Genomic DNA, 21,080 nt, shown 5'->3' with positions numbered 1-21,080 from the left:
TCTTGTCCAAATATCCTGGGGGCCCGGGGGCAAAGCCCCCGGCTTCGGCACTGCGGCCAGAGCCGCGCTATCCCTTGGCCCTGCCTTCCCTGATCTTCGCCGCCAGTTCCTTGGCGATGGCGAAACTGCCCTTGATGCGGTCGGCATCGGTCGGCCAGTCGCGCAGGACGATAATGCGGTTGTCGCTGACCTTGGCCTGGCCGCGCTGGTCGTGGATGAACTCGACCAGCCCGGCCGGGTTCGGGAACTTGTCGCCGTGGAACTGGATGGTCGCGCCCTTGGGGCCCGCATCCAGCTTGGAAATATTCGCCCGCTTGGCCATGGCCTTGATGCGGATGACCAGCAAAAGCGTGTTCACCTCGCGCGGCAAGGGCCCGAAACGGTCGATCAGCTCGGCGGCAAAGCCCTCCAGTTCCACCTTGGTCGTCAGCTCGGCCAGCCGCCGGTAAAGCCCCAGCCGCACGTCCAGGTCGGGCACATAGCTTTCCGGGATCGTCACCGGCACGCCCAGGTTCAGCTGCGGCGCCCATTCATCCTCGGGCGTGCCCTCGATCTCGCCGGATTTCAGCTTGGCGATGGTCTCCTCCAGCATCTGCTGGTAAAGTTCGAAGCCGACTTCCTTGATATGGCCGGACTGTTCCTCGCCCAGCAGGTTCCCGGCGCCGCGCAGGTCCAGATCCTGCGAGGCCAGGTTGAAGCCGGCGCCCAGGCTGTCGATGGCGCCCAGGAACTTCAGCCGCCGCATCGCCTGCGGGGTCAGCGGCACCCGCGGCTTGGTGGTCAGGTAGCAATAGGCGCGGGTCTTGGAGCGCCCGACCCGGCCGCGGATCTGGTATAGCTGCGCCAGGCCGAACATGTCGGCGCGCCAGACCACCATGGTGTTCGCGGTCGGGATATCCAGGCCCGATTCGACGATGCTGGTCGCCAGCAGCACATCAGCGCCGCGGTCGTAAAAGGCGTTCATCCGCTGGTCCAGGTCGCCCGCCGCCAACTGCCCATGAGCGACGATGGTGCTGACCTCGGGCACGTGCTCGCGCAGCCATGCCTCGATTTCGGGCAGGTCCGAGAGGCGCGGCACGACGAAGAAGCTCTGCCCGCCGCGATATTTCTCGCGCAGCAGCGCCTCGCGGATGGTCACGCTGTCGAACTCCGATACATAGGTGCGGATCGACAGCCGGTCCACCGGCGGCGTGCCGATGATCGACAGGTCCCGCACCCCGGTCAGCGACAGCTGCAAGGTGCGCGGGATCGGCGTCGCGGTCAGGGTCAGGACGTGGATGTCGCTGCGCAGCTCCTTCAGCCGCTCCTTGTGGGCGACGCCGAAATGCTGCTCCTCGTCCACGATCAACAGGCCCAGATTCTTGAAGCGCACCTGCTTGGCCAGCACCGCATGGGTGCCGACGACGATGTCCACCGTGCCCTCGGCCAGGCCCTTGCGGGTCTCGGCCGCGTCACGCGCGGAAACGAAGCGCGACAGCGGCCGGACATCGATCGCCGTGCCGCGGAAGCGTTCGGCGAAGGTGCGGAAATGCTGGCGCGCCAGCAGCGTCGTCGGCGCCACCACCGCCACCTGCCGGCCCTGGCTCGCGGCGATGAAGGCGGCGCGCATGGCGACCTCGGTCTTGCCGAAGCCCACGTCGCCCACCACCAGCCGGTCCATCGGGCGGCCGGCGGCCAGATCCTCGGCCACGTCGGCAATGGCGCTGGCCTGGTCCTCGGTCTCGGCATAGGGAAAGCGGGCGGCGAAGCTTTCGATCTCGTGATGCTCGGGCTCCAGCACCGGGGCGGGGCGCAGCATGCGCTCGGCTGCGACGCGCATCAGCTTGTCGGCGATCAGCTTGATGCGTTCCTTGAGCCGCGCTTTCCGGGCCTGCCAGGCGCCGCCGCCCAGCTTGTCCAGCAAACCCTCCTCATGCCCATAGCGGCTGAGCAGTTCGATGTTTTCCACCGGCAGGTAAAGCCGGTCGCCGCCGGCATATTCCAGCGCCACGCAATCATGCGGCACGCCAAGCGCCTTGACGGTTTCGAGGCCAGTATAGCGGCCGATGCCGTGCTCGACATGCACGACTAGGTCGCCGGGGGTCAGCGTGGTGGTGTCGCGCAGGAAATTCTCGGCCTTGCGGCGCTTCTTCGCCCCCCGGATCAGCCGGTCGCCCAGCACGTCCTGTTCCGAGATCACCGCCAGGGCCCCGGTGGCCGAGCCGTCCGAGGTGAAGCCCTCCTCCAGCGGCCAGACCGCCAGCCCCAGCGCGCCGGGCTGGTCGGGCAGGTCACGCAGATCGGCGATGGGCTTGGCGCCCTTGATGCCCTCGTCGGCGATCAGCCCGGCAAGCCGCTCGCGCGCGCCTTCCGAGAAACTGGCGATCACCACCCGGCGCGAAGCTTGAAGATTTCGAATATGATCCGCGAGTGCATTGAAAAGATTTCCCTTCTCGGCCTGCCGCTCGGGCGCAAAATTGCGACCGACCCGGCCGCCGGCATCCAGCACGCCCGGACCAGGAGGTTGCGGCAGCACCGACAGGCGCAGCAGCCGATGCGCGGCCAGCCAGCGCGCCCATTCGGCCTCGTCGGGGAACATCCCGGCGGGGGGCACGGGGCGATAGACGGTGTCACTGCCGCCCTTGCGGGCCAGCGCCTCGCGCCGGGCGTCGAACTGTTCGGTGATCGTGTGCCAGCGCGCATCGCGCACCTGGTCCAGGTGATCGTCCGCAACCACCGAGGCGCCGGGCAGGTAATCGAACAGGCTTTCCAGCCGCTCGTGGAACCAGGGCAGCCAATGCTCCATGCCCGCCATCTTGCGGCCGGCGCTGATGCCTTCGTAAAGCGGATCGTTGGCGGCGGCGCCATATTCCACGCGGTAGTTCTGGCGAAAGCGGGTGATGGCAGCCTCGTCCAGGATCACCTCGGACATGGGCGCAAGCTCGATACGGTCAAGCTTTTCGACGGAACGCTGTGTTTCTGCATCGAATCTGCGCGCGCCCTCCAGCACGTCGCCGAACATATCCAGCCGGATCGGCCCCGATTCACCGGGCGGGAAGATGTCGATGATGCCGCCGCGGATCGCGAAATCGCCGGGCTCGGTCACGGTCGGGGCCTGCGAGAATCCCATGCGGGCCAGGAAGGCGCGCAAGGCGGCCTCGTCCATGCGGTCGCCCACCGCGGCCGAGAAGCCGGCATCGCGCAGCACCTCGCGCGCGGGCACGCGCTGCATGGCGGCCGACAGCGTGGTCAGCACCACGAAGGGCCCTTTCAGCGCGCCATGCGCCAGCGCCGTCAGCACCGCCATGCGCGCCGCCATCACCCCGGCGGCGGGCGAGACGCGGTCATAGGGCGTGGTGTCCCAGGCCGGGAATTCCAGCACCGCGGCCGCAGGCGCAAAGAACGCCAGCGCCGCCCGCATCGCGGCCATGCGCCGGTCGTCGCGGGCGATATGGATGACGGGATTGCCGCGGGCCAGTTCGCGCGCGACCAGCGCGGCGTCCATGCCCTCGGGCGCGCCGGACAGGGTCAGGTGTTCGGGAAGCGGTGCCATGCGCCCCGAGGTAAAGCGGGCATCGGCGAAGTCAAGACCGGTTCAGAAGCCGAAGGGATGCAGGATCATCCAGAGCGCGCCGTAAAAGGCGGTCAGCGCCACCGCCAGGACCGACATGGCCAGGATCACCATCCGGTGCCGGCGCATCAGCCGCGCGGCCTCGGCCCCGGCCTCGTTGACCGGCTGGCCCACCTCGGCGCGGGCCAGGATCACGCGCAGGCGCCGCGCCAGCCGCAATTCCAACCCGAAAAGCAGGGCGAAGGGCAGAACCAGCAGCACCAGCGCCTGCGCCATCTCCAGCCCGTAGCCAAAGCCCAGGATGGCCAGCGTCGTCAGCAGGAACGAGCCCAGGCCCAAGAGGATCGCGCCCTCGCGCCGGTCGAGGCGCCAGCGCGGCAAGGTCAGCGACAGCCAGTCGAGCAGCGCCAGGGCGGCGGGGTCGTCCTCGGGGCCCGGCTCGGCGCTGATGGCCCCGGAAATCACGTCCGAGGGCACGCCCAGGATGCGGCGTCCCGCCAGGGTCCAGGCCAGAGTCAGGATCACCCAGAACCAGATCGAGCCGAAAGACCGGCTGTCCAGCAGGGCGAGGATTCCCTCGGGTCGGGGCACGTCTTCTCCTTGCAGCGGTTGCGCGGGGCAAACTAACCGGGTGCGGCGCAAAGGAAAACCTCGATTTTCGGCGCCGGGCGGCAAGGGGTTGCGCGGCGCGGGGCATGGGTGCAGGTTCGGGCCAGATCATTGCAAGCCACAGGCCCTGCCCATGTCCCCGACCCCGATCACCGCCCCCTTCCCCGCCGCCCGCCTGCGCCGGCTGCGCCGCACGCCGGCGCTGCGCGCCATGGTGACGGAAACGACCCTGACCCCCGCCAACCTGATCTGGCCGATCTTCGTGACCGAGATCGCCGGCGGCGAGGGCGAGATCCCCTCGATGCCCGGCGTCGAGCGGCTGACGCTGGACGGCGCCAAGCGCGCCGCGGAAACCGCGATGCGGCTGGGCATCCCGGCGATCTGCATCTTTCCCCATTCCGACCCGGACCTGAAGACCGAGAGCTGCGAGCGCGCCTGGGATCCCGACAACATCGGCAACCGCGCCATCCGCGCCATCAAGCAGGTGGCCCCCGAACTGGCGGTGATGACCGACATCGCGCTGGACCCCTATAACGCCAACGGCCATGACGGGCTGGTGCGCGACGGGGTGATCCTGAACGACGAGACGGTCGAGGCGCTTGGCCGCATGGCGCTGGTCCAGGCCGAGGCGGGGGCGGACATCCTGGGCCCCTCGGACATGATGGACGGGCGCATCGGCGCATTGCGCGGGCGGCTGGAGGAAAACGGCCACAAGGACGTGGCGATCCTGTCCTATGCGGCGAAATTCGCCAGCGGGTTCTATGGGCCGTTCCGCGACGCGGTGGGCGCCTCGGGGCGGCTGGTGGGCGACAAGAAGACCTATCAGGTGAACCCCGCCAATCGCGAAGAGGCGATGCGCTGCGTCGCCCGCGACCTCTCCGAGGGCGCCGACATGGTCATGGTCAAGCCCGGCATGCCCTATCTGGACATCTGCCGCATGGTCAAAGACCAGTTCGCGGCACCGACCTTCGCCTATCAGGTCAGCGGCGAATATGCGATGATCGAGGGCGCGATCCGCAACGGCTGGCTGGCGCGCGAGGTGGTGGTGGAAAGCCTGCTCGCCTTCCGCCGCGCCGGCTGCGACGGCATCCTGACCTATTACGCGCCGCAGGTGGCCGAAAGGCTGGCATGAGGGCGCGCGCCCGTCTATCATCGCCGCCTTGACAGGTGGGGCAACCGCCGAACAGGGAACGAGGGCTAGGATGATGTATTCCAACGGGATGAGCCGGCGATTTGTGCTGCTGGGCGGGGCGGCGCTGGGGCTCGCGGGCTGCTCGAACGCGATCGGACAGGATGCGCCCTCGCGGCTGGACGCGCGCGTCGATGCGACGCGGGACTTCCTGCTGCGCAGCTATCCCAATGTCGCGCCCATGGTGCAGAACGCCAAGGGCGTGCTTTACATGCCGCTGATGACCGAGGCGGGCTTCGGCGTCGGCGGCGCCTATGGCCAGGGCGCGCTGCGCATCAACGACGTGACGGTGGATTACTATTCGGCGGCGCAGGCCAGCGTCGGCTTCCAGATCGGCGCGCAGCAATATGCCCATGTGCTGATCTTCCAGACCGATGCCGCGCTGGCCGATTTCCGCCGCGCGCCGGGCTGGGTGGCCGAGGCCGGGGCCTATTACGCGCTGCCCGCCGGGGGCGTCTCGATGGGCACCGATACCATCACCGCGCAGCAGCCGGTGGTGGCGATGATCTTCGGCCAGTCGGGTCTGATGGCCGGCGCCTCGATCGCCGGGACGAAATACAGCCGCGTCATCCCCTCGACCTTCTGAGGAAAAACGCCAAGGCCGGACGCCCTGCCCGGCCCTGCCTTTCAGCTGCCGTGGATGATGCGGACGTAGTTGCGCGTCTCGCGATAGGGCGGCACGCCGCCGTATTTCGCCACCGCCGCCGGCCCGGCATTATAGGCCGCCAGCGCCAGCCGCCAGCTGCCGAAGGTATTGTACATCATGCGCAGGTAGCGCGCGCCGCCTTCCAGGTTCTGGATCGGGTCGTTCGGATCGACGCCCAGCTTGGCCGCCGTGCCCGGCATCAGCTGCGCCAGCCCCTGCGCGCCCTTGTGCGAGCGCGCCGACGGGTTCCAGCCCGATTCCTGCTGCACCAGGCGCAGGAACAGATCCTCGGGGATGCCGTGCTTGCGCGCGACGGCGCGGGCATGGGGCAGATACTGGCTGCGCCGGTTGCCGCGATAGGCGGGAATCGCGGTGGGGATGTCCAGTTCCACCACGCTCTTGGTCGAGGTGCCGCCGGGGCGCAGCCGGGCCGACTGCTGGTATTGCGCGGCCAGACGCGAATCCATCAGCCGGGTCTGGCGCTCGAACTGGGCCAGCCGCGACTTGCCGCTTTTCGCCTGCAGCCGCAGCCCGTCGGCCGCGGCGGGGGCGGCCAGCCCGGCCGAAAACGCCAGGACCATCACGGCCCGGCCCAACTGGCGCATCATCGCCCGATCGCGTGAAAGCATCATTCGTCCCTCATGCATGGCGTCTTCTTTTTTGGCTGCACTATAGCGCAAAGCCCGGCGCGTGCCGCAAGGGGATTTTACCGCGCGCCGGCGGCCGCGATCATCGGCGGATTTCCGCCTGTGCCCGCTGATGCCATTCCGCTTGCTCCCCCGCCCCCTCACGCGCTACACCCCGCGGGAACGAAGCCAACGAAAGGGACCGCAGCATGGCTGGCAGCGTGAACAAGGTGATCCTGGTCGGCAACCTGGGCCAAGACCCGGAGATCCGCAGCTTTCCCAGCGGCGGCAAGGTCGCCAACCTGCGCATCGCCACGTCCGAGACCTGGAAGGACCGCAATACCGGCGAGCGCAAGGAGCGCACCGAATGGCACACGGTCGCCATCTATTCCGAGCCCCTGGTCCGCGTGGCCGAGCAATATCTGAAAAAGGGCTCCAAGGTCTATGTCGAGGGCCAGCTGGAAACCCGCAAGTGGCAGGACCAGAGCGGCAACGACCGCTATTCGACCGAGGTGGCGCTGCGCCCCTTCCGCAGCGAGCTGCACATGCTCGACAGCCGCGGCGGCGGCGGTGGCGGCGGCCGCGATGACGGTTATGGCGGCGGCGGTTACGGTGGCGGCGGCTATGGCGGCGGCAGCTCGTCGGGCGGCAATTCCTCGGGCGGCGGCGGGCAATCGCAGAACCGGCCCGATTTCGACGACGACATCCCGTTCTGATCGCGGGTGCCCAACCCGGTCCCACAAATCCCGGCCCCTCGCGGCCGGGATTTTCCGTTTCAGAACCGGCTCAGCAGGTCCGAGCGGAACGAGGCGTCCAGCCGGCGCATGTAGCTTTCGGCGCAGCACATGTGATCGTGCATGATGCGGGCCGCGGCATCGCCATCCTCGGCGCGAAAGGCGGCCAGCAGCTGCCGGTGGCTTTCGATATTCGCCTCGCCGAAGATCTCGTGCTCGCGCATGCTTTCGCTGCGATAGCTGACCAGGTCGCGCAGCATGCTGTTCAGGAAGCGGCACATGAAGACCAGGATCACGTTGTCCGAGGCCTCGCAGAGGATGTCGTGGAACTCGGTCTCGGCCCGGCGCACCAGGGCGCGGTCCTGGGCCGCGTTCGCCGCTTCGCAGATGCGGATGTTCTCTTCCAGCCGACGGAAATGCTCGGGCGTCAGCTTGCCGATGACGTTACGCGCCAGGCTGACTTCCAGCGACTGGCGCAGCTCGTAGACCTGGGCGAAGTCGATCCTCTGGAAATGCAGGTATTGCCGCAGCTGCTGGGTGACGATGTCGATCGAGGCGGGCTGGATCTCGGGCCCGCCGTTCGGACCCGAGAGCATGCGCACCAGCCCCTCGACCTCTAGCGCCTTCAGCGCCTCGCGGATGGTGCCTTTCGAGCAGCCGTAATGTTCCATCAGCGCGCGCTCATGCGGCAATCGGTCGCCGGGGCGCAAGCCGTCGCGGGCGATGCGGCGGCGGATGTCCTCGGCCACCTGGTCCGACAGCTTGATGCGGGTAAGCCTGCGTTCCTTGCCTGCCGGCGCGTCCTGATCCATGCGGTCCTTCAATCCTGCCAGGTTGTCCCCAGGTCCAGCGGATATATGGGCCGGGCGAGTTTTTTGAAAGCGAACAGATCGTAATCCGAGGCGGTTACGCCCGAGCTTGCGCATTCCACCACGGCTTGCGCAAGCGGCTCGAAGACCGGGCGACAATACATGCGCGATTTCAGGTGCAGGAAGCGCGCCTGCGCGGCGTCAAGCCCCAGGCAGGAAAAGCAACCCAGGTCCAGCGGCTCGTGCGGCTGCTCGCAGACGACGATGCGCGCGGCGCCGGTGTCGAAGGCGGCGGCGCGGCCCATCGACAGCTCCTGCCCGTGATAGATCGGCCCGGCGACGCGATAGCGCCCGTCCGACAGCGCCGTCACCCGACCCTTCAGCCGCAGCGGCGGGCGCGGCGCGGGCAGGCCCTCGGCCGGGGTCTTGTTGCCCAAGGTGATTTCCAGCTCGGCTCCCTCGCCTGCGGCGAAAAGCTGCACCACGGTTTCGGGATCGGCGACGGGACCGACCAGGATGCCCTGCTGCCCGGCGGCCAGCAATTCCTCCAGCACGTCCATCACGTCGCAGCTGCCGCCCGACATGCAATTGTCGCCATGATCCAGCAGCAGAACCGGCGCCGAACCGTCTGCCAGAGCCGCGGCGCGGGCGACGGATTGCGCCAGCGGCTCCTCGACATAGACATATTCGGCGCGCCGCCGCCATGCCTCGCGGCCAAGCTCCTGCGCGACCGCGCGCGCAAGCTCGGGCGTGTCGGCAACGGTGACGATGGAGAGGCCGGTCTCGGCCAGGTCGGCGATGGGAAAGCCGCCAAAGACCGTCGCCGCCTGCACGCCCGGCCGCGCCTCGGCCTGCCGCGCCAGCGCGATCAGGTCGGTCATGGCGCAATCGGTCGTGGTGTTCATGCACAGCGTCGCCGCCAGCATCGGCGGGTGGCACAGCGCCATGGCCGGGCGCGGGCCGCCGGATAGCAGCGGCTCGAACAGGCGCGCGACATGCTCGCCGGTCGCGACCATGTCCACATGCGGATAGGTCTTGAAGCCGACGATCACGTCGCAATGCTCCAGCATCGCTTGGGTGATGTTGCCATGCAGGTCCAGCGCCACGCCGATGGGCACGCCCGGCGCGGCGGCGCGGACGCGGCGCAGAAGCTCGCCTTCGCCATCGTCATGGCTGCGCGTGACCATGGCGCCGTGCAGGTCCAGCAGGATGCCGTCGCAGCCCCCTTCCACCGCCGCCAGGATCGCCTGCGCCATGGCCTCGAAGGCCTCGTCCTCGACGGGCCCCGAGGGCATGGCATGGGCGATCAGCGGCACTTCCACCTCGGCACCGATGCGGTGGGCGAAGGCGTGGAAGGCGCCGATGGCGGCGGGATAGTTCTCGGCCGCCGCCAGCGCCTCCCCGCCCCATTTCGGGGCAAAGGCGGCCAAGGGCGTCTTGACCGGCGAGAAGCTGTTGGTCTCGTGGTTCAGCCGGGCCAGGACAAGGCGGGTCATGCGGCGGCCTCCTTGCGGGCCTCGGCCATGCGGCGGTCATAGTCCAGAACCGCCTCCAGCAGCACCTGCGCGCCGGCGGCGCATTCCTCGGGCTCGGTCGATTCGGCGGGGTTGTGGCTCAGCCCGTCCCTGCAGGGCACGAAGATCATCGTCGTCGGCGCCAGTGCCGCCGCATGGGCCGCGTCATGGCCGGCGCCCGAGATGATGTCGCGCGTCGAATAGCCCGCCGCCTGCGCCCCCGCCCTGACCGAGGCGATGCATTCGGCGTCGAAGACCACCGGCGCGGTGCGCGAGATCTGCTCCAGCCGGCTTTCCAGCCCGACCGCTTGGGCGGCATCCCGCACCAGTTCCTCGACCTCGGCCTGCATCCGGTCCAGCACCGCGTCCGAAGGATGGCGCAGGTCGATGGTGGCGCGCACCTGGCCGGGGATCACGTTATGCGAATTGGGGCTGATCTCCAGGAAGCCGATGGTGCCTACCGCGTCCCTATGCGCCTTGGCGATGCGGTCGATCCCCTCGATCACCCGCGCCATGCCCAGCAGCGCGTTGCGGCGCATCCCCATCGGGGTCGAGCCGGTATGCGCCGCCGTACCGGTCAGCGTCAGTTCGAACCAGCGCATGCCCTGGATGCCCTGCACCACGCCGATCTCAACCTCCTCGGCCTCCAGGATCGGCCCCTGCTCGATATGCAACTCGAACATGGCGCCGAAGCGGACTGATCCCGCCTTGGTCTCGCCGCGATAGCCGATGCGGTCGAGGCTGGCGCCGAAGCTGTCGCCGCGGGCGTCCGTGCGCCCGTCGCCATAGTCGCGGCTGTAGACCCCGGCCCAGATCCCCGAGCCGAGCATCGCCGGCGAAAAGCGCGAGCCTTCCTCGTTGGTCCAGTTGACCAGCATCAGGGGCGCCTCGGTCTGGTAGCCGGCGGCGTCGAGCGTGCGCAGCACCTCGAGCCCGGCCAGCACCCCCAGCACGCCGTCGAACTTGCCGCCCGTGGGCTGGGTATCCAGATGGCTGCCCATGGCGATGGCAGGCAGGTCCGCGCGGGTGCCGGGACGGGTGGCGAACATGTTGCCGGCCTCGTCCACGGTCATGCTGAGACCCAGCGCGGCGCATTGGGCGCGCAGCCAGTCGCGCACGCGGCGGTCGTCCTCGGACAGCGTCAGCCGGGCAATGCCGCCGTCGGGCGTGGCCCCGATCCGCGCCGTCTCCATCAGGCTGTCCCACAGCCTTTCGGCGTCGATTGTCAGGTTGGACATGGTGTTTTCCTTCATGCCTTGACGCCCAGATAGCGGTCGATGGTGTCGGGGTCGCTGCGGAACTGCTCGGCGCTGGCGCAATGCACGATGCGGCCCAGTTCCAGGATGTAATGCCGGTCGGCCAGCTGGCTGCAGACGGCCAGGTTCTGCTCGACCAGCAGGATCGGCACGCCGGCCTCGCGGATCAGGCGGATCTGGGCGACGATCTCCTCGACGATGATCGGGGCGAGGCCCTCGACCGGCTCGTCCAGCATCAGCACCTTGGGACCGTTGAGCAGCGCCCGGGCGATCGAGAGCATCTGCTGCTCGCCCCCCGAAAGCTGGCCGCCGCCGTTCTTCCTGCGCTCTTCCAGCCGCGGGAAGATGCGATAGATGTCGGCCAAAGCCCAGGGCGAGCCGCGGCGCGCGGCGATGCGCAGGTTCTCCTCGACGGTCAGCAGCTGGAAGATGCCGCGATCCTCGGGCACCAGCGACAGCCCGGCCGCGGCGATGCGATGCGCCGGCTGGCCGGTCACGTCGCGGCCGGCCAATTCGACGCGCCCCTGACGCGGCGCGATCAGGCCCACGGCGGTTTTCAGCGTCGTGCTTTTGCCGGCGCCGTTGCGGCCCAGCAGGGTGACGATCTCGCCCGGCCCGACCTCCAGCGTGACGCCCTGCAGGATGTGGCTCTTGCCGTAATAGGCGTGCAGGTCGATCAGTTTCAGCGCGGCGGTCATGCGATGTCCCCCGTGATCATGTTGCCCAGATAGGCGCGCTGCACCTCGGGGTCGTCGCGGACCTGGGCGGGCGTGCCCTCGACCAGCTTGCGGCCCAGCCGCATCACCGTGACCACGTCCGAGATGTTCATGACGATGCCCATGTTATGCTCGATGAACAGCACGGTATGGTCGCGGCCGAGGTCGCGGATCAGCTGCTTCATCGCCTCGATATCGTCGATGCCCATGCCGGATGTCGGCTCGTCCAGCAGGATGACGCGCGGCCGCGCCGCCATGGCCATGCCCACCTCCAGCCGGCGCTGCTGGCCATGCGACAGCTCGCCCGCCAGCCGGTTCGACACGGGGGCAAGCGCCAGACGCTCGATCACCTCGTCGGCGATGGCCAGCGCCTCGGCATTGGCTTCCGCCCGCCGCCAGGGCGCCAGCGCCTGCCAGGGCGTGCGGCCCTGGGCGGCAAGGCGCAGGTTCTCGCGCAGGGCCAGGTTGGGAAACAGGCTGGTGACCTGGAACGAGCGCGCGATCCCCAGCCGCACCCGGTCGTCGTCCGAGGTGTCGGTGATGTCGCGCCCGTCCAGCTCGATCCGCCCCGAGGATGCCCGCACCCGCCCGGTCAGCGCGTGAAACAGCGTGGTCTTGCCCGCCCCGTTCGGCCCGATGATCGAATGGACCGAGTTGCGGCGGATCTGCAGGTCCACCTCGGCCAGCGCGTGGAAATTGCCGTATTTGACCCCCAGGCCGCGGGTCTGCAAGGCGATGTCGGTCATCTCAATGCTCCTCGGCCGGGGTTTCGGGCGCCCGCTCGCGGCGGAAGACCAGGTCGTAGCCGCGCTCGACCAGCCCCCAGAGCCCGCGTTGCAGGAACAGCGCCACCGTGACCAGCACCAGGCCCAGAAGCAGCAGCCAGCGCGGCCAGACGGTGGACAGCGCATCGGCCAAGAGCAGGTAGAACCCCGCCCCCAGCACCGAGCCGAACAGGCTGGAACTGCCGCCGATGATGGTCATGATCAGGATCAGCTCGCTGGTGTGGTATTCGATGTTCGACAGCGGCGCGACGCCGATCAGCATCGCATGCAGCGCGCCGCCAAAGGCCGTGACCGCGCCCGAGATGGCGAAAGCCTCGATCTTGAACAGCCGGGTCGGGAAGCCGATGGCGGCCGCCCGCCCCTCGTTCTCGCGGATCGCCAGCAGGGTGCGGCCGAAGGTCGATTGCGTGACCATGACCAGCACCGCGAAGACCGCCACGAAGCAGATGGCGACGAAGGTGTAATAGGACCAGGGCGCGTTCAGCACCGTGCCGCCGACCGAGGGGCGCGGCACGCCCAGCAGCCCGTTGTCGCCGCCGGTCACGCCGCTGAACGTATAGGCGACGAAATAGAACAGCTGCGAGAAGGCCAGCGTCAGCATGACGAAATAGACCCCCTGCCGGCGGATCGACAGCCAGCCGACCAGCGTGGCCGTGGCCGCGCCCAGCACCGCCGCGCCGGCCAGCACCAAGGGCACCGGGACCTGCCAGCGCGTCAGGCAGATGCCCGCGACATAGGTGCCGATGCCGAAGAAGATGCCCTGGCCGAAGGACAGAAGGCCGGTATAGCCCAGCAGCAGGTTGCAGGCCGCGACGACCATGGCGAAGATCAGGATCTCGGTCGCCAGGATGCCGGATTTCAGGAACAGCGGCAGCACCAGCACGGTCAGCAGCGCCAGCGCCAGCTGCGCATAGGGTTTGTCGAGCGGGTTCATGCTCATGCCCTCCCCAACAGGCCGCGGGGCATCAGCGCGATGACCAGCGCCATGCCGACATAGATCATCAGCCGCGCGCCCTCGGGCCACAGCGTGGTCATGACGCTTTGCACCACGCCGACCAGCAGGCCCGCGACCAGCGCGCCGGTATAGCTGCCCATGCCGCCGATCACGACGACGACGAAGGCCACCGACAGCGCCTCGATCCCCATGAAGGGCTCGACGCCGCGGATCGGCGCGGCCAGCGCACCCGCCAGCCCGGCCAGCCCGGCGCCGAAGCCGAAGACGGCCGTGTTGATGCGCAGCGTGTTGTAGCCCAGGAGCGCCATGTTCGCGGGCGACTCGGACCCGCCGCGCACGATGGCGCCCAGCCGCGTGCCCTCCAGCAGCCACCACAGCAGCCCGGCCAGAACGGCGGTGAAGCCGATGGTGAACAGCCGGTATTGCGGATAGATGAAATCGCCCAGGATCACGACGCCCTGCAGCCCCTCGGGTGCCGGCACCGAGCCGCCCAGCGGCCCCCAGGCGATGATGACCAGTTCCTGCACGACCAGCGCCAGGCCCACGGTCACCAGGATGTGGAAGGTATGCGGCAGCTTGTAGATGCGATGCAGCAGCACCGCCTCGATCAGCGCGGCGATGCCGGCGACGATCAGCGTGGCCAGCGGCATGGCGGCCCAGAAGCTGAAGCCGCGCATGGTCAGGTCATAGGTCAGATAGGCGCCCAGCAGGTAGAAGGCGCCATGGGCGAAGTTCACGAACTGCAAGAGGCCGAAGATGACGCTGAGGCCGACGGCAAGCAGGAAATACAGCATCCCCAGACCGATGCCGTTCAGAACCTGGAAAAGGTAGATCACGGGCTTCTCCCTGAAACCGGGCGAAAAGGCCCCGCGCGACCTGCGGCCGCGCGGGGAGGCGGGGGATCAGGCGGGCATGGCGCAGCCGGCATCCTCGGGCGCAAGGAAGGATTTGCCGGCGCTGATGACCTCGGCGTAATCGTCCTTGTCGGCCATGTCGGCCTTGGCCTTGCCCTTGAGCAGGTAGTAGTCCTTGATGACCTGATGGTCGGCGGCGCGGATCTCTTCCTCGCCGGTCAGGCCCTGGTATTTCAGCCCGTTCAGCGCCGCGGCGACGCCCGTCCCATCCGGCGAGCCGGCCTTGACAGCGGCTTCCAGCAGCAGTTTCGCGCAGATATAGCTGCCGGCAAAGGAATAGTTCGGGTTGAAGCCGTGCTTTTCCTGCACCTTGGCGACCAGCTCGCGGTTCAGCGCCGAATCGGCGCCGTGCCAGTATTGCGCGCCGAAATAGACGCCTTCGCAGATATCCGGCCCCAGCGCCTCGAACTGCTCCAGCCCCGAGGCCCAGGCGACGACGATGGTCATGCGTTGCTTGAGGCCAAAGCTGACCGCCTGCCGCAGCGTGTCCGAGCTTTGCGCACCGAAGTTCAGCAGCAAGAGCACGTCGGGCTGCGCGGCGATGGCATTGGTCAGGTAGCCGGAAAATTCCTTGTCGGTCAGCGAATGGTAGCTGTTGCCGACATGCTCGATGCCCTTTTCCGCGAACACGTCCTTGGCGGCGTTCAGCAGCCCGTCGCCAAAGACATATTGCGGGGTGATCGTATACCATTTCTTGGCATCGGGCAGCGCGTCGATGATCGGGCGCACGGTTTCGTTGATGGCGCCATAGGTCGGCACCGACCAGCGGAAGGTGGCCTTGTTGCAATCGACGCCAGTGATCTCGTCGGCGCCGGCGGTGGTCATGAAGGCACCGCCGCCGCGCTCGACCTCCTTGCCCATGGCCAGCGATTCCGACGACAGGATGCCGCCCGCGAACAGCTTGACCCCGTCCTGCGCCAGCGCGTCCTGCACCTTGCGCACCGCGGTCGCAGGCTTGCCCTCGGTGTCGAGGTCGAGGGTCGAGACCTGCACGCCATGCGCGGCCGCGACCTCTTCGGCGGCCATCAGCGCGCCGATGGTGGCGAACTTGCCATTGGCGGCGAAGGCGCCCGAAATCGGCACCGGCACACCGATCTTCAGCGCCTCGCCCTGGGCAAGCGCGCGGGTGACAAGTCCCGGCGCGGCCAGCGCGGCGGCGGCCAGGGTGGATGTGGTCAGAAAGCGACGACGATTGAGCATGAGGAAACCCTGTTGTTGGCGTTGCATTGGTTCTTGGGGAGGCAACTTTCAAAACTATACGGATAGATAGGATTATCTGTCCATAAGCAGATTCGCATGTCGCTGCGAATATTTTATATTAAAAACAGCATATTGATTGTTTTTGCAGCGCAGCGTTGCTTTCGCGCTCGCAGAAACGGCAGCGGAAAAATGCGCATTTCCGGCCCGAATCCCAACCCGATTCGGCCCTGCCCGGGAAGAACTGGCTCCATCTATTCACCAAATCTGGCTCTATCGCTTTGCCGCATTCGGGCGCAGTCAGGGGGAAACGCCCTTCACCCGCAGGAGTCCGGCCATGACGCTCGATCTGAACCCCAACGACATGTCCCAGGTGGTCGCGGCCGACCGCAGCCATGTCTGGCACCACCTGAGCCAGCACAAGCAGTATGAGACCATCGACCCGCGCGTCTTCGTCGAGGGCAAGGGCATGCGGCTGTGGGATGCCACCGGGCGCGAATTCCTCGATGCGGTCTCGGGCGGCGTCTGGACCGTGAACGTCGGCTATGGCCGCGAAAGCATCGCCGATGCGATCCGCGACCAGCTGGTCAAGCTGAACTATTACGCCGGCGCCGCCGGCACCGTGCCGGGCGCCATCTTTGCCCAGAAGCTGATCGAGAAGATGCCGGGCATGACCCGGGTCTATTACTCGAACTCCGGCTCCGAAGCGAACGAGAAGGTCTACAAGATGGTGCGCCAGATCGCGGCGCGCCACCATGGCGGCAAGAAATGGAAGATCCTCTATCGCGACCGCGACTATCACGGCACCACCATCGGCACGCTCGCGACCTCGGGCCAGGACCAGCGCGCCATCGCCTATGGCCCCTTCCCCGACGGCTTCGTGCGCGTGCCGCATTGCCTTGAATACCGCAAGCAATGGGATGTGGAAAACTACGGCGAGCGCGCCGCCGACGCCATCGAGGAGGTGATCCTGCGCGAGGGCCCCGACACCGTCGGCGCCATCGTGCTGGAGCCGGTGACGGCCGGCGGCGGCGTCATCACGCCCCCCGAGGGCTATTGGCAGCGCGTGCAGGAAATCTGCCGCAAATACGACATCCTGCTGCATATCGACGAGGTGGTCTGCGGGCTTGGCCGCACCGGCACCTGGTTCGGCTATCAGCAATACGGGATTCAGCCGGATTTCGTGACCATGGCCAAGGGCGTCGCCTCGGGCTATGCCGCGATCTCCTGCACCGTCACCACCGAACGCGTCTTCGAGATGTTCAAGGACGCGCCCGAGGACGGCATGAGCTTCTTCCGCGACATCTCGACCTTCGGCGGCTGCACCTCGGGGCCGGTGGCGGCGATCGAGAACATGCGCATCATCGAGGACGAGGGGCTGCTGGCCAACACCGTCGCCATGGGCGAGCGCACGCTTTCGAACCTGCGCGCGCTGATGGAAAAGCACGCGGTCATCGGCGACGTGCGCGGCAAGGGCCTGTTCTGCGGCGCCGAACTGGTCGCGGACCGCGCCAGCAAGGAACCGATGGACGAGAAGAAGGTGCAGGCCGTGGTCGCCGAATGCCTGGCGCAGGGCGTCATCATCGGCGCGACCAACCGCTCGCTGCCGGGCTTCAACAACACGCTCTGCCTGTCGCCGGCGCTGATCGCGACCGCCGACGACATCGACCGCATCACCGATGCCATCGACAATGCCCTGACCAAGGTCTTTGCCTGACCCTTGATCCGAACCCTTGATCCGGGGCGGCATTCGGGGGAGTGATGAACCCCGCCAGCCGCCGCGGATCACCCCATGCCGATTCCCCCCGACGCCTTCTTCCTGGACCATGCCGCCGGCCTGCCCTTGCAGGTCCAGCTGCGGCGCCAGATCATCGCCGCGGTAACGGCCGGCCGCTTTCGCGCGGGCGAGAAACTGCCCTCGACCCGCGCCCTGGCCCGGCACCTGGGCGTGGCACGGGTGACGGTGGCGCAGGCCTTCGCCGAACTCGTCTCGACCGATTACCTGGCCAGCCGCGACCGGTCCGGCCATTACATCTCGGACAGCATCGAGCGGCGGCTGGAAGCCGAGCCGCCCGCGCCCGACACGCCGCGCTTTGACTGGGACAGCCAGATCGAGGGCCGCTTCGTGCGCGCGCAACGCACCGATCGCGAGCGCGACTGGCGCGGCTTTGCCTATCCCTTCGTCTATGGCCAGGCCGATCCGGCGCTGGTCGACCACGCCGCCTGGCGCGACTGCGCCATGCGCGCGCTTGGCCGGCGCGAGTTTGACAGCCTGACCGGCGATCTCTACGACGCCGACGACCCGGAACTGGTCGACCATATCGCCCGCCAGATCCTGCCCCGGCGCGGCATCAGCGCCGGGCGCGACGAAATCCTGCTGACCCTGGGGGCGCAGAACGCGCTGTGGCTGGTGGCGCAGGTGCTCTTGCGCCCCGGCGCCTCCTGCGCGGTCGAGGATCCCTCCTATCCCGGCCAGCGCGAGATCCTGCTGGCCAGCCGCGCCCGCATCCTGCCGGTCCCCGTCGATGCGCGCGGCCTGCCGCCCGACGCCATCCCGCCCGGGGTCGCGGCGGTCTTCACCACCGCCAGCCACCAATGCCCGACCAATTCCACCATGCCGCTGGCCCGGCGCAAGGAACTGCTGGCGCGCGCCCAGGCGCAGGGCTTCGCCGTGGTCGAGGACGATTACGAATTCGAGATGTCCTTCGCCGGCGCGCCCTCGCCGGCGCTCAAGGCCATCGACCGCGCAGGGGCGGTGATCTATATCGGCTCGTTTTCGAAATCGGTCTTTCCCGGCGTGCGGCTGGGCTATGTCGTGGCCGATCCGCGCGTCATCGCCGAGGCCCGCGCCCTGCGCGGCATGGTGCTGCGCCACCCGCCCGGCCACATGCAGCGCACGCTGGCGCATTTCCTGTCGCTGGGCCATTACGACGCGCAGGCGAACCGCATGCGCCGCGCCTATGCCCGGCGGCGCGAGGTGATGCTGGCCGCCATCGCGCGCGAAGGGCTGCGGCTTGCCTCACCCGAGGCGACCGGGGGTTCCAGCTTCTGGCTGGCGACACCCGAGGGGGTGGATTCCTCGGCGCTTGCTACCCGGCTCAAGGCGCGCGGGGTTCTGATCGAGGGCGGCGCGGCCTTCTTCGCCCAGCCGGCGCGGGGGCGGGGCTTCTTTCGCCTCGCCTATTCCTCGATCTCGGCCGAGCGTATCCCCGAAGGCATCCGCCGCATCGCCGAGGCCCTGCGCGAACAGGGCCAAGACGCGCTGCCACCCGCGCCCGAGGGCTAGGCTAGCCCCTGCCCCAATCGGCGTCGCGCATCTCGCGCAGCCGGCTGGCGGTGCGCTCGAACTCAAAGGCGCCCTCGCCCTCGGCGTAAAGCTGCTCGGGCTCGTCCGCGGCGCTGGCGACCAGCCGCACCCTGGCCTCGTAGAGCGCGTCGATCAGGGTCACGAAGCGCTTGGCCTCGTTGTAGTTCGACTGGCCCAGGCGGGGGATGGCGTCGATGAACAGCAGGTCCAGCACCTCGGCCATGGCCAGGTAATCGGCCGGGCCCAGGGGCTTGCCGCAAAGATCCCAGAAGCCCGCGCGCCCGATGCGGCCGGCATGCCGCGGGATCTCGACCTTGCGGCCCTTGACCTCCAGCAGCAGGGGCGCGGCGGCCGCGCCGCCGGTTTCGGCCTGCCACAACGCATCCATCTGCGCCCGCGCCGCCGCATCGGCGGGAACGAACCAGACCTGCCCGCCCTCGTCGCGGTTCTGGCGGTGGTCGGTGGCGCTGGCCAGTTCCACCACCTCCAGCTTTTCGCGGATCAGCGCGATGAAGGGCAGGAAAAGCTGGCGGTTAAGGCCATTCTTGTAAAGATCCTCGGGCACCCGGTTCGAGGTGGTGACGATGGTCACGCCTTCCTCGAACAGCACCTGGAACAGCCGGCCGACGATCATCGCATCGGCGATGTCGGTGATCTGCATCTCGTCGAAGCACAAGAGCCGCGCCTGCTGCGCCACCGCCTTGGCGACCGGGCGCACGGCGTCCTGCTGGCCGGTCTTGCGCACGCCTTCCAGCGCAGCCTGGATCTCCTGCATGAATTCGTGGAAATGCACCCGGCGCTTGGCCGCGACGGGAGCCGCCTCCATCACCAGGTCCATCAGCATGGACTTGCCGCGGCCGACGCCGCCCCACAGGTACAGCCCGCGCACCGCGGCCGCCGCAGGCGCGGGGGCACCGCCCCGCAACCGCGCGAGCCAGCCATTCTTCTGCGGCGCTGGCACAGGAGCCGCGGCCAATTCCCGCACCAGCCGGTCCAGCACCGGCAGGACGCCGCGCTGCGCCGCGTCGGGTTCCAGCCGCCCCGCCGTCACGCGGGCCTCGTAAAGTTCGGATACGCTTGCCATATCCGCCCCCTGCCAAAGAAAGGACCGGCCCGCAAGGGCCGGCCCGGCAATTCCCATGAATTTCGTCGGGTTCAGCGCCCGCGGCGCTGGAAACTGCCGCGCGGATCGGGGCCGCGGCCCAGCCAGCTCTGCGTCGCCGCGGCGATCTGGTTCACGATCTGCACCCGCTGGGTCTGGCCCTTGGCATCGGCCTCGTCCCCGGCCCGGCCGACAAGGGCGGGAAGCTCGACCTTGACCAGTTGCGGCTGGCTCAGCGCGGCGCCGCTGCGGGCGTCGAAGACCTGCACGGTATAGTGGATGCTATGCACGCCGGAATTCTGCAGCCGCTCGCGCACCACCGGGGTGATGGCATGGAAACGGGTAAGCGTGGCGACGATGCGCACGCCCGTCTTGCCCTTCAGCCCGGCCCCGCCCCTTTCGATGCCTTCCTTCAGGATGGCAGCCACCTGGACGCGCCGGTCGCCCGCCGGCTCGCCATGCCAGACGATGTCGACATTGGGCATATAGCTGTTCGCCTCGGTGGTGGTCAGTGTGTCGGGCACCGCGACCTCGACCGCGGCAAGGCGCCAGCCGGCGGTCTGGGCCGGCTCAAGTTGCTCGTAAGCGGTTTCCCAGGTGCTCGCGCAGCCCGAAAGGCCAAGGGCCAGGCCAAGCACCAGAAGCGCAGGTTTCAACATGGGGTGGTTCCTCGTTAAAATCGAATGGATGGAAGGCCGCCGACAGGCCGGCCGTTGAAATTGCGCCAGGGTCTTTGGGCATGATCATGACCAGGAGAGAAGGGATGGATCAGAAAAGCGCCTTTCGCAAATTGGCAGGCTAGCCCCGCCCTCGGGCCACGGGGAGAATCCCGCAAACCGATCAAAGGATAGACATTCTCTTTCAATCCGCAAGAGATTCAGCTTCATGCGCCGCCGGCACAAGCGGTGGACAGGACCATGATCGGCAAGCGGCTCGGCGCCGGCCGGACCTGCGGCGCCCGTCTGGCGACACAGCGCCGGTCCCAGGCGGCCGCGGATGCCGCGGCCGATCGTGATCGGCACAGAGGGTCCGCCGAGATCTGCGGCCCCGGCCGGCGGCCGATTCCCCTGCGACAGACCGCGCGGGGTCGTGGATCACATCCCCGCTTCGCAGCGGCCGCCGGCCCCTTATCCCTTTCCCCAGGACGACGAGCCGTTGGCGCGGCGGTGTC

At 68.3% G+C, this 21,080-nt stretch carries 18 protein-coding genes; 5 read left to right on the top strand and 13 right to left on the bottom strand.

Going from position 1 to position 21,080, the window contains the following annotated elements; translation table 11 throughout:
- Nucleotides 1-67: 67 nt before the first annotated feature.
- Both mfd and ACNKFW_RS05205 read right to left on the bottom strand, forming a co-directional pair.
- A complete protein-coding gene (gene mfd / locus ACNKFW_RS05210; RefSeq protein WP_147427760.1) occupies nt 68-3,532 on the bottom strand; it encodes a transcription-repair coupling factor in 3,465 nt (1,154 codons plus the stop codon).
- Between the two features lie 42 nt (nt 3,533-3,574).
- Nucleotides 3,575-4,141, bottom strand: a complete 567-nt coding sequence (locus ACNKFW_RS05205; protein WP_147427759.1) for a hypothetical protein — start codon at nt 4,139-4,141, stop codon at nt 3,575-3,577.
- Nucleotides 4,142-4,292: 151 nt separating this feature from the next.
- Here ACNKFW_RS05205 and hemB point away from each other — a divergent pair, with 151 nt between their 5' ends.
- A complete protein-coding gene (gene hemB, locus ACNKFW_RS05200; protein ID WP_147427758.1) occupies nt 4,293-5,291 on the top strand; it encodes a porphobilinogen synthase in 999 nt (332 codons plus the stop codon).
- 88 nt (nt 5,292-5,379) lie between these two features.
- Complete coding sequence (locus ACNKFW_RS05195) at nt 5,380-5,934, top strand: YSC84-related protein (protein ID WP_167521814.1); 555 nt, start codon at nt 5,380-5,382, stop codon at nt 5,932-5,934.
- Between the two features lie 41 nt (nt 5,935-5,975).
- Here ACNKFW_RS05195 and ACNKFW_RS05190 read toward each other — a convergent pair whose 3' ends face one another.
- Nucleotides 5,976-6,623, bottom strand: a complete 648-nt coding sequence (locus tag ACNKFW_RS05190; RefSeq protein WP_024845111.1) for a lytic transglycosylase domain-containing protein — start codon at nt 6,621-6,623, stop codon at nt 5,976-5,978.
- 206 nt (nt 6,624-6,829) lie between these two features.
- Here ACNKFW_RS05190 and ssb point away from each other — a divergent pair, with 206 nt between their 5' ends.
- On the top strand, nt 6,830-7,336 hold the full coding sequence (gene ssb, locus ACNKFW_RS05185) for a single-stranded DNA-binding protein (protein WP_418024799.1): 507 nt from the start codon (nt 6,830-6,832) through the stop codon (nt 7,334-7,336).
- A gap of 59 nt (nt 7,337-7,395) precedes the next feature.
- Here the strand turns inward: ssb and ACNKFW_RS05180 are convergent, their stop codons facing one another.
- From ACNKFW_RS05180 to ACNKFW_RS05145, 8 genes are all read right to left on the bottom strand, one after another.
- Nucleotides 7,396-8,166 carry a FadR/GntR family transcriptional regulator gene (locus tag ACNKFW_RS05180; RefSeq protein ID WP_147427757.1) on the bottom strand — a complete coding sequence of 257 codons (771 nt, stop codon included), beginning with the start codon at nt 8,164-8,166 and terminating at the stop codon, nt 7,396-7,398.
- Nucleotides 8,167-8,174: 8 nt separating this feature from the next.
- Entirely contained in the window at nt 8,175-9,659 is a 1,485-nt protein-coding gene (locus ACNKFW_RS05175) for a M81 family metallopeptidase (protein ID WP_147427756.1), read from the bottom strand.
- Nucleotides 9,656-10,915 (bottom strand): Zn-dependent hydrolase, encoded by a 1,260-nt coding sequence (locus ACNKFW_RS05170; RefSeq protein WP_167521782.1) that lies wholly within the window; start codon nt 10,913-10,915, stop codon nt 9,656-9,658. Before ACNKFW_RS05170 ends, ACNKFW_RS05175 begins: the two co-directional genes overlap by 4 nt.
- Before the next feature lie 11 nt (nt 10,916-10,926).
- Nucleotides 10,927-11,631 carry an ABC transporter ATP-binding protein gene (locus tag ACNKFW_RS05165; protein WP_147427754.1) on the bottom strand — a complete coding sequence of 235 codons (705 nt, stop codon included), beginning with the start codon at nt 11,629-11,631 and terminating at the stop codon, nt 10,927-10,929.
- Nucleotides 11,628-12,395: an ABC transporter ATP-binding protein gene (locus tag ACNKFW_RS05160; protein ID WP_147427753.1), complete on the bottom strand. Its 768-nt coding sequence runs from the start codon at nt 12,393-12,395 to the stop codon at nt 11,628-11,630. Before ACNKFW_RS05160 ends, ACNKFW_RS05165 begins: the two co-directional genes overlap by 4 nt.
- 1 nt (nt 12,396) lies before the next feature.
- Entirely contained in the window at nt 12,397-13,368 is a 972-nt protein-coding gene (locus ACNKFW_RS05155) for a branched-chain amino acid ABC transporter permease (protein WP_244314537.1), read from the bottom strand.
- 2 nt (nt 13,369-13,370) lie between these two features.
- Nucleotides 13,371-14,225, bottom strand: coding sequence for a branched-chain amino acid ABC transporter permease (locus ACNKFW_RS05150; protein ID WP_024845103.1), 855 nt, complete (start codon nt 14,223-14,225; stop codon nt 13,371-13,373).
- Between the two features lie 66 nt (nt 14,226-14,291).
- Entirely contained in the window at nt 14,292-15,503 is a 1,212-nt protein-coding gene (locus ACNKFW_RS05145) for an ABC transporter substrate-binding protein (protein WP_147427751.1), read from the bottom strand.
- Nucleotides 15,504-15,837: 334 nt separating this feature from the next.
- Here ACNKFW_RS05145 and tpa point away from each other — a divergent pair, with 334 nt between their 5' ends.
- On the top strand, nt 15,838-17,217 hold the full coding sequence (gene tpa, locus ACNKFW_RS05140) for a hypotaurine--pyruvate aminotransferase Tpa (RefSeq protein WP_147427750.1): 1,380 nt from the start codon (nt 15,838-15,840) through the stop codon (nt 17,215-17,217).
- 75 nt (nt 17,218-17,292) lie between these two features.
- Nucleotides 17,293-18,786, top strand: coding sequence for a PLP-dependent aminotransferase family protein (locus ACNKFW_RS05135; RefSeq protein ID WP_024845100.1), 1,494 nt, complete (start codon nt 17,293-17,295; stop codon nt 18,784-18,786).
- A gap of 1 nt (nt 18,787) precedes the next feature.
- On the opposite strand, the gene zapE is transcribed toward ACNKFW_RS05135, so the two are convergent.
- Both zapE and ACNKFW_RS05125 read right to left on the bottom strand, forming a co-directional pair.
- Nucleotides 18,788-19,891: a cell division protein ZapE gene (gene zapE / locus ACNKFW_RS05130; protein WP_024845099.1), complete on the bottom strand. Its 1,104-nt coding sequence runs from the start codon at nt 19,889-19,891 to the stop codon at nt 18,788-18,790.
- Between the two features lie 71 nt (nt 19,892-19,962).
- Nucleotides 19,963-20,568 carry a DUF6778 family protein gene (locus ACNKFW_RS05125; RefSeq protein ID WP_418024794.1) on the bottom strand — a complete coding sequence of 202 codons (606 nt, stop codon included), beginning with the start codon at nt 20,566-20,568 and terminating at the stop codon, nt 19,963-19,965.
- Between the last annotated feature and the right edge of the window lie 512 nt (nt 20,569-21,080).

The organism is Paracoccus sp. TD-10 (assembly GCF_048270675.1).
GTDB classification, from domain to species: domain Bacteria; phylum Pseudomonadota; class Alphaproteobacteria; order Rhodobacterales; family Rhodobacteraceae; genus Paracoccus; species Paracoccus pantotrophus.
Note: the sequence above shows the minus strand (reverse complement) of the source record. Positions and strands in the feature narration are given on the sequence as shown.

What these genes read in the sequence shown, in the direction of transcription:
- mfd (WP_147427760.1), bottom strand. Translation starts at nt 3,532, where the DNA reads ATGGCACCGCTTCCCGAACACCTGACCCTGTCCGGCGCGCCCGAGGGC.
- hemB (WP_147427758.1), top strand. Translation starts at nt 4,293, where the DNA reads ATGTCCCCGACCCCGATCACCGCCCCCTTCCCCGCCGCCCGCCTGCGC.
- ACNKFW_RS05195 (WP_167521814.1), top strand. Translation starts at nt 5,380, where the DNA reads ATGAGCCGGCGATTTGTGCTGCTGGGCGGGGCGGCGCTGGGGCTCGCG.
- ACNKFW_RS05190 (WP_024845111.1), bottom strand. Translation starts at nt 6,623, where the DNA reads ATGCTTTCACGCGATCGGGCGATGATGCGCCAGTTGGGCCGGGCCGTG.
- ssb (WP_418024799.1), top strand. Translation starts at nt 6,830, where the DNA reads ATGGCTGGCAGCGTGAACAAGGTGATCCTGGTCGGCAACCTGGGCCAA.
- ACNKFW_RS05180 (WP_147427757.1), bottom strand. Translation starts at nt 8,166, where the DNA reads ATGGATCAGGACGCGCCGGCAGGCAAGGAACGCAGGCTTACCCGCATC.
- ACNKFW_RS05175 (WP_147427756.1), bottom strand. Translation starts at nt 9,659, where the DNA reads ATGACCCGCCTTGTCCTGGCCCGGCTGAACCACGAGACCAACAGCTTC.
- ACNKFW_RS05170 (WP_167521782.1), bottom strand. Translation starts at nt 10,915, where the DNA reads ATGTCCAACCTGACAATCGACGCCGAAAGGCTGTGGGACAGCCTGATG.
- ACNKFW_RS05165 (WP_147427754.1), bottom strand. Translation starts at nt 11,631, where the DNA reads ATGACCGCCGCGCTGAAACTGATCGACCTGCACGCCTATTACGGCAAG.
- ACNKFW_RS05160 (WP_147427753.1), bottom strand. Translation starts at nt 12,395, where the DNA reads ATGACCGACATCGCCTTGCAGACCCGCGGCCTGGGGGTCAAATACGGC.
- ACNKFW_RS05155 (WP_244314537.1), bottom strand. Translation starts at nt 13,368, where the DNA reads ATGAACCCGCTCGACAAACCCTATGCGCAGCTGGCGCTGGCGCTGCTG.
- ACNKFW_RS05145 (WP_147427751.1), bottom strand. Translation starts at nt 15,503, where the DNA reads ATGCTCAATCGTCGTCGCTTTCTGACCACATCCACCCTGGCCGCCGCC.
- tpa (WP_147427750.1), top strand. Translation starts at nt 15,838, where the DNA reads ATGACGCTCGATCTGAACCCCAACGACATGTCCCAGGTGGTCGCGGCC.
- ACNKFW_RS05135 (WP_024845100.1), top strand. Translation starts at nt 17,293, where the DNA reads ATGCCGATTCCCCCCGACGCCTTCTTCCTGGACCATGCCGCCGGCCTG.
- zapE (WP_024845099.1), bottom strand. Translation starts at nt 19,891, where the DNA reads ATGGCAAGCGTATCCGAACTTTACGAGGCCCGCGTGACGGCGGGGCGG.
- ACNKFW_RS05125 (WP_418024794.1), bottom strand. Translation starts at nt 20,568, where the DNA reads ATGTTGAAACCTGCGCTTCTGGTGCTTGGCCTGGCCCTTGGCCTTTCG.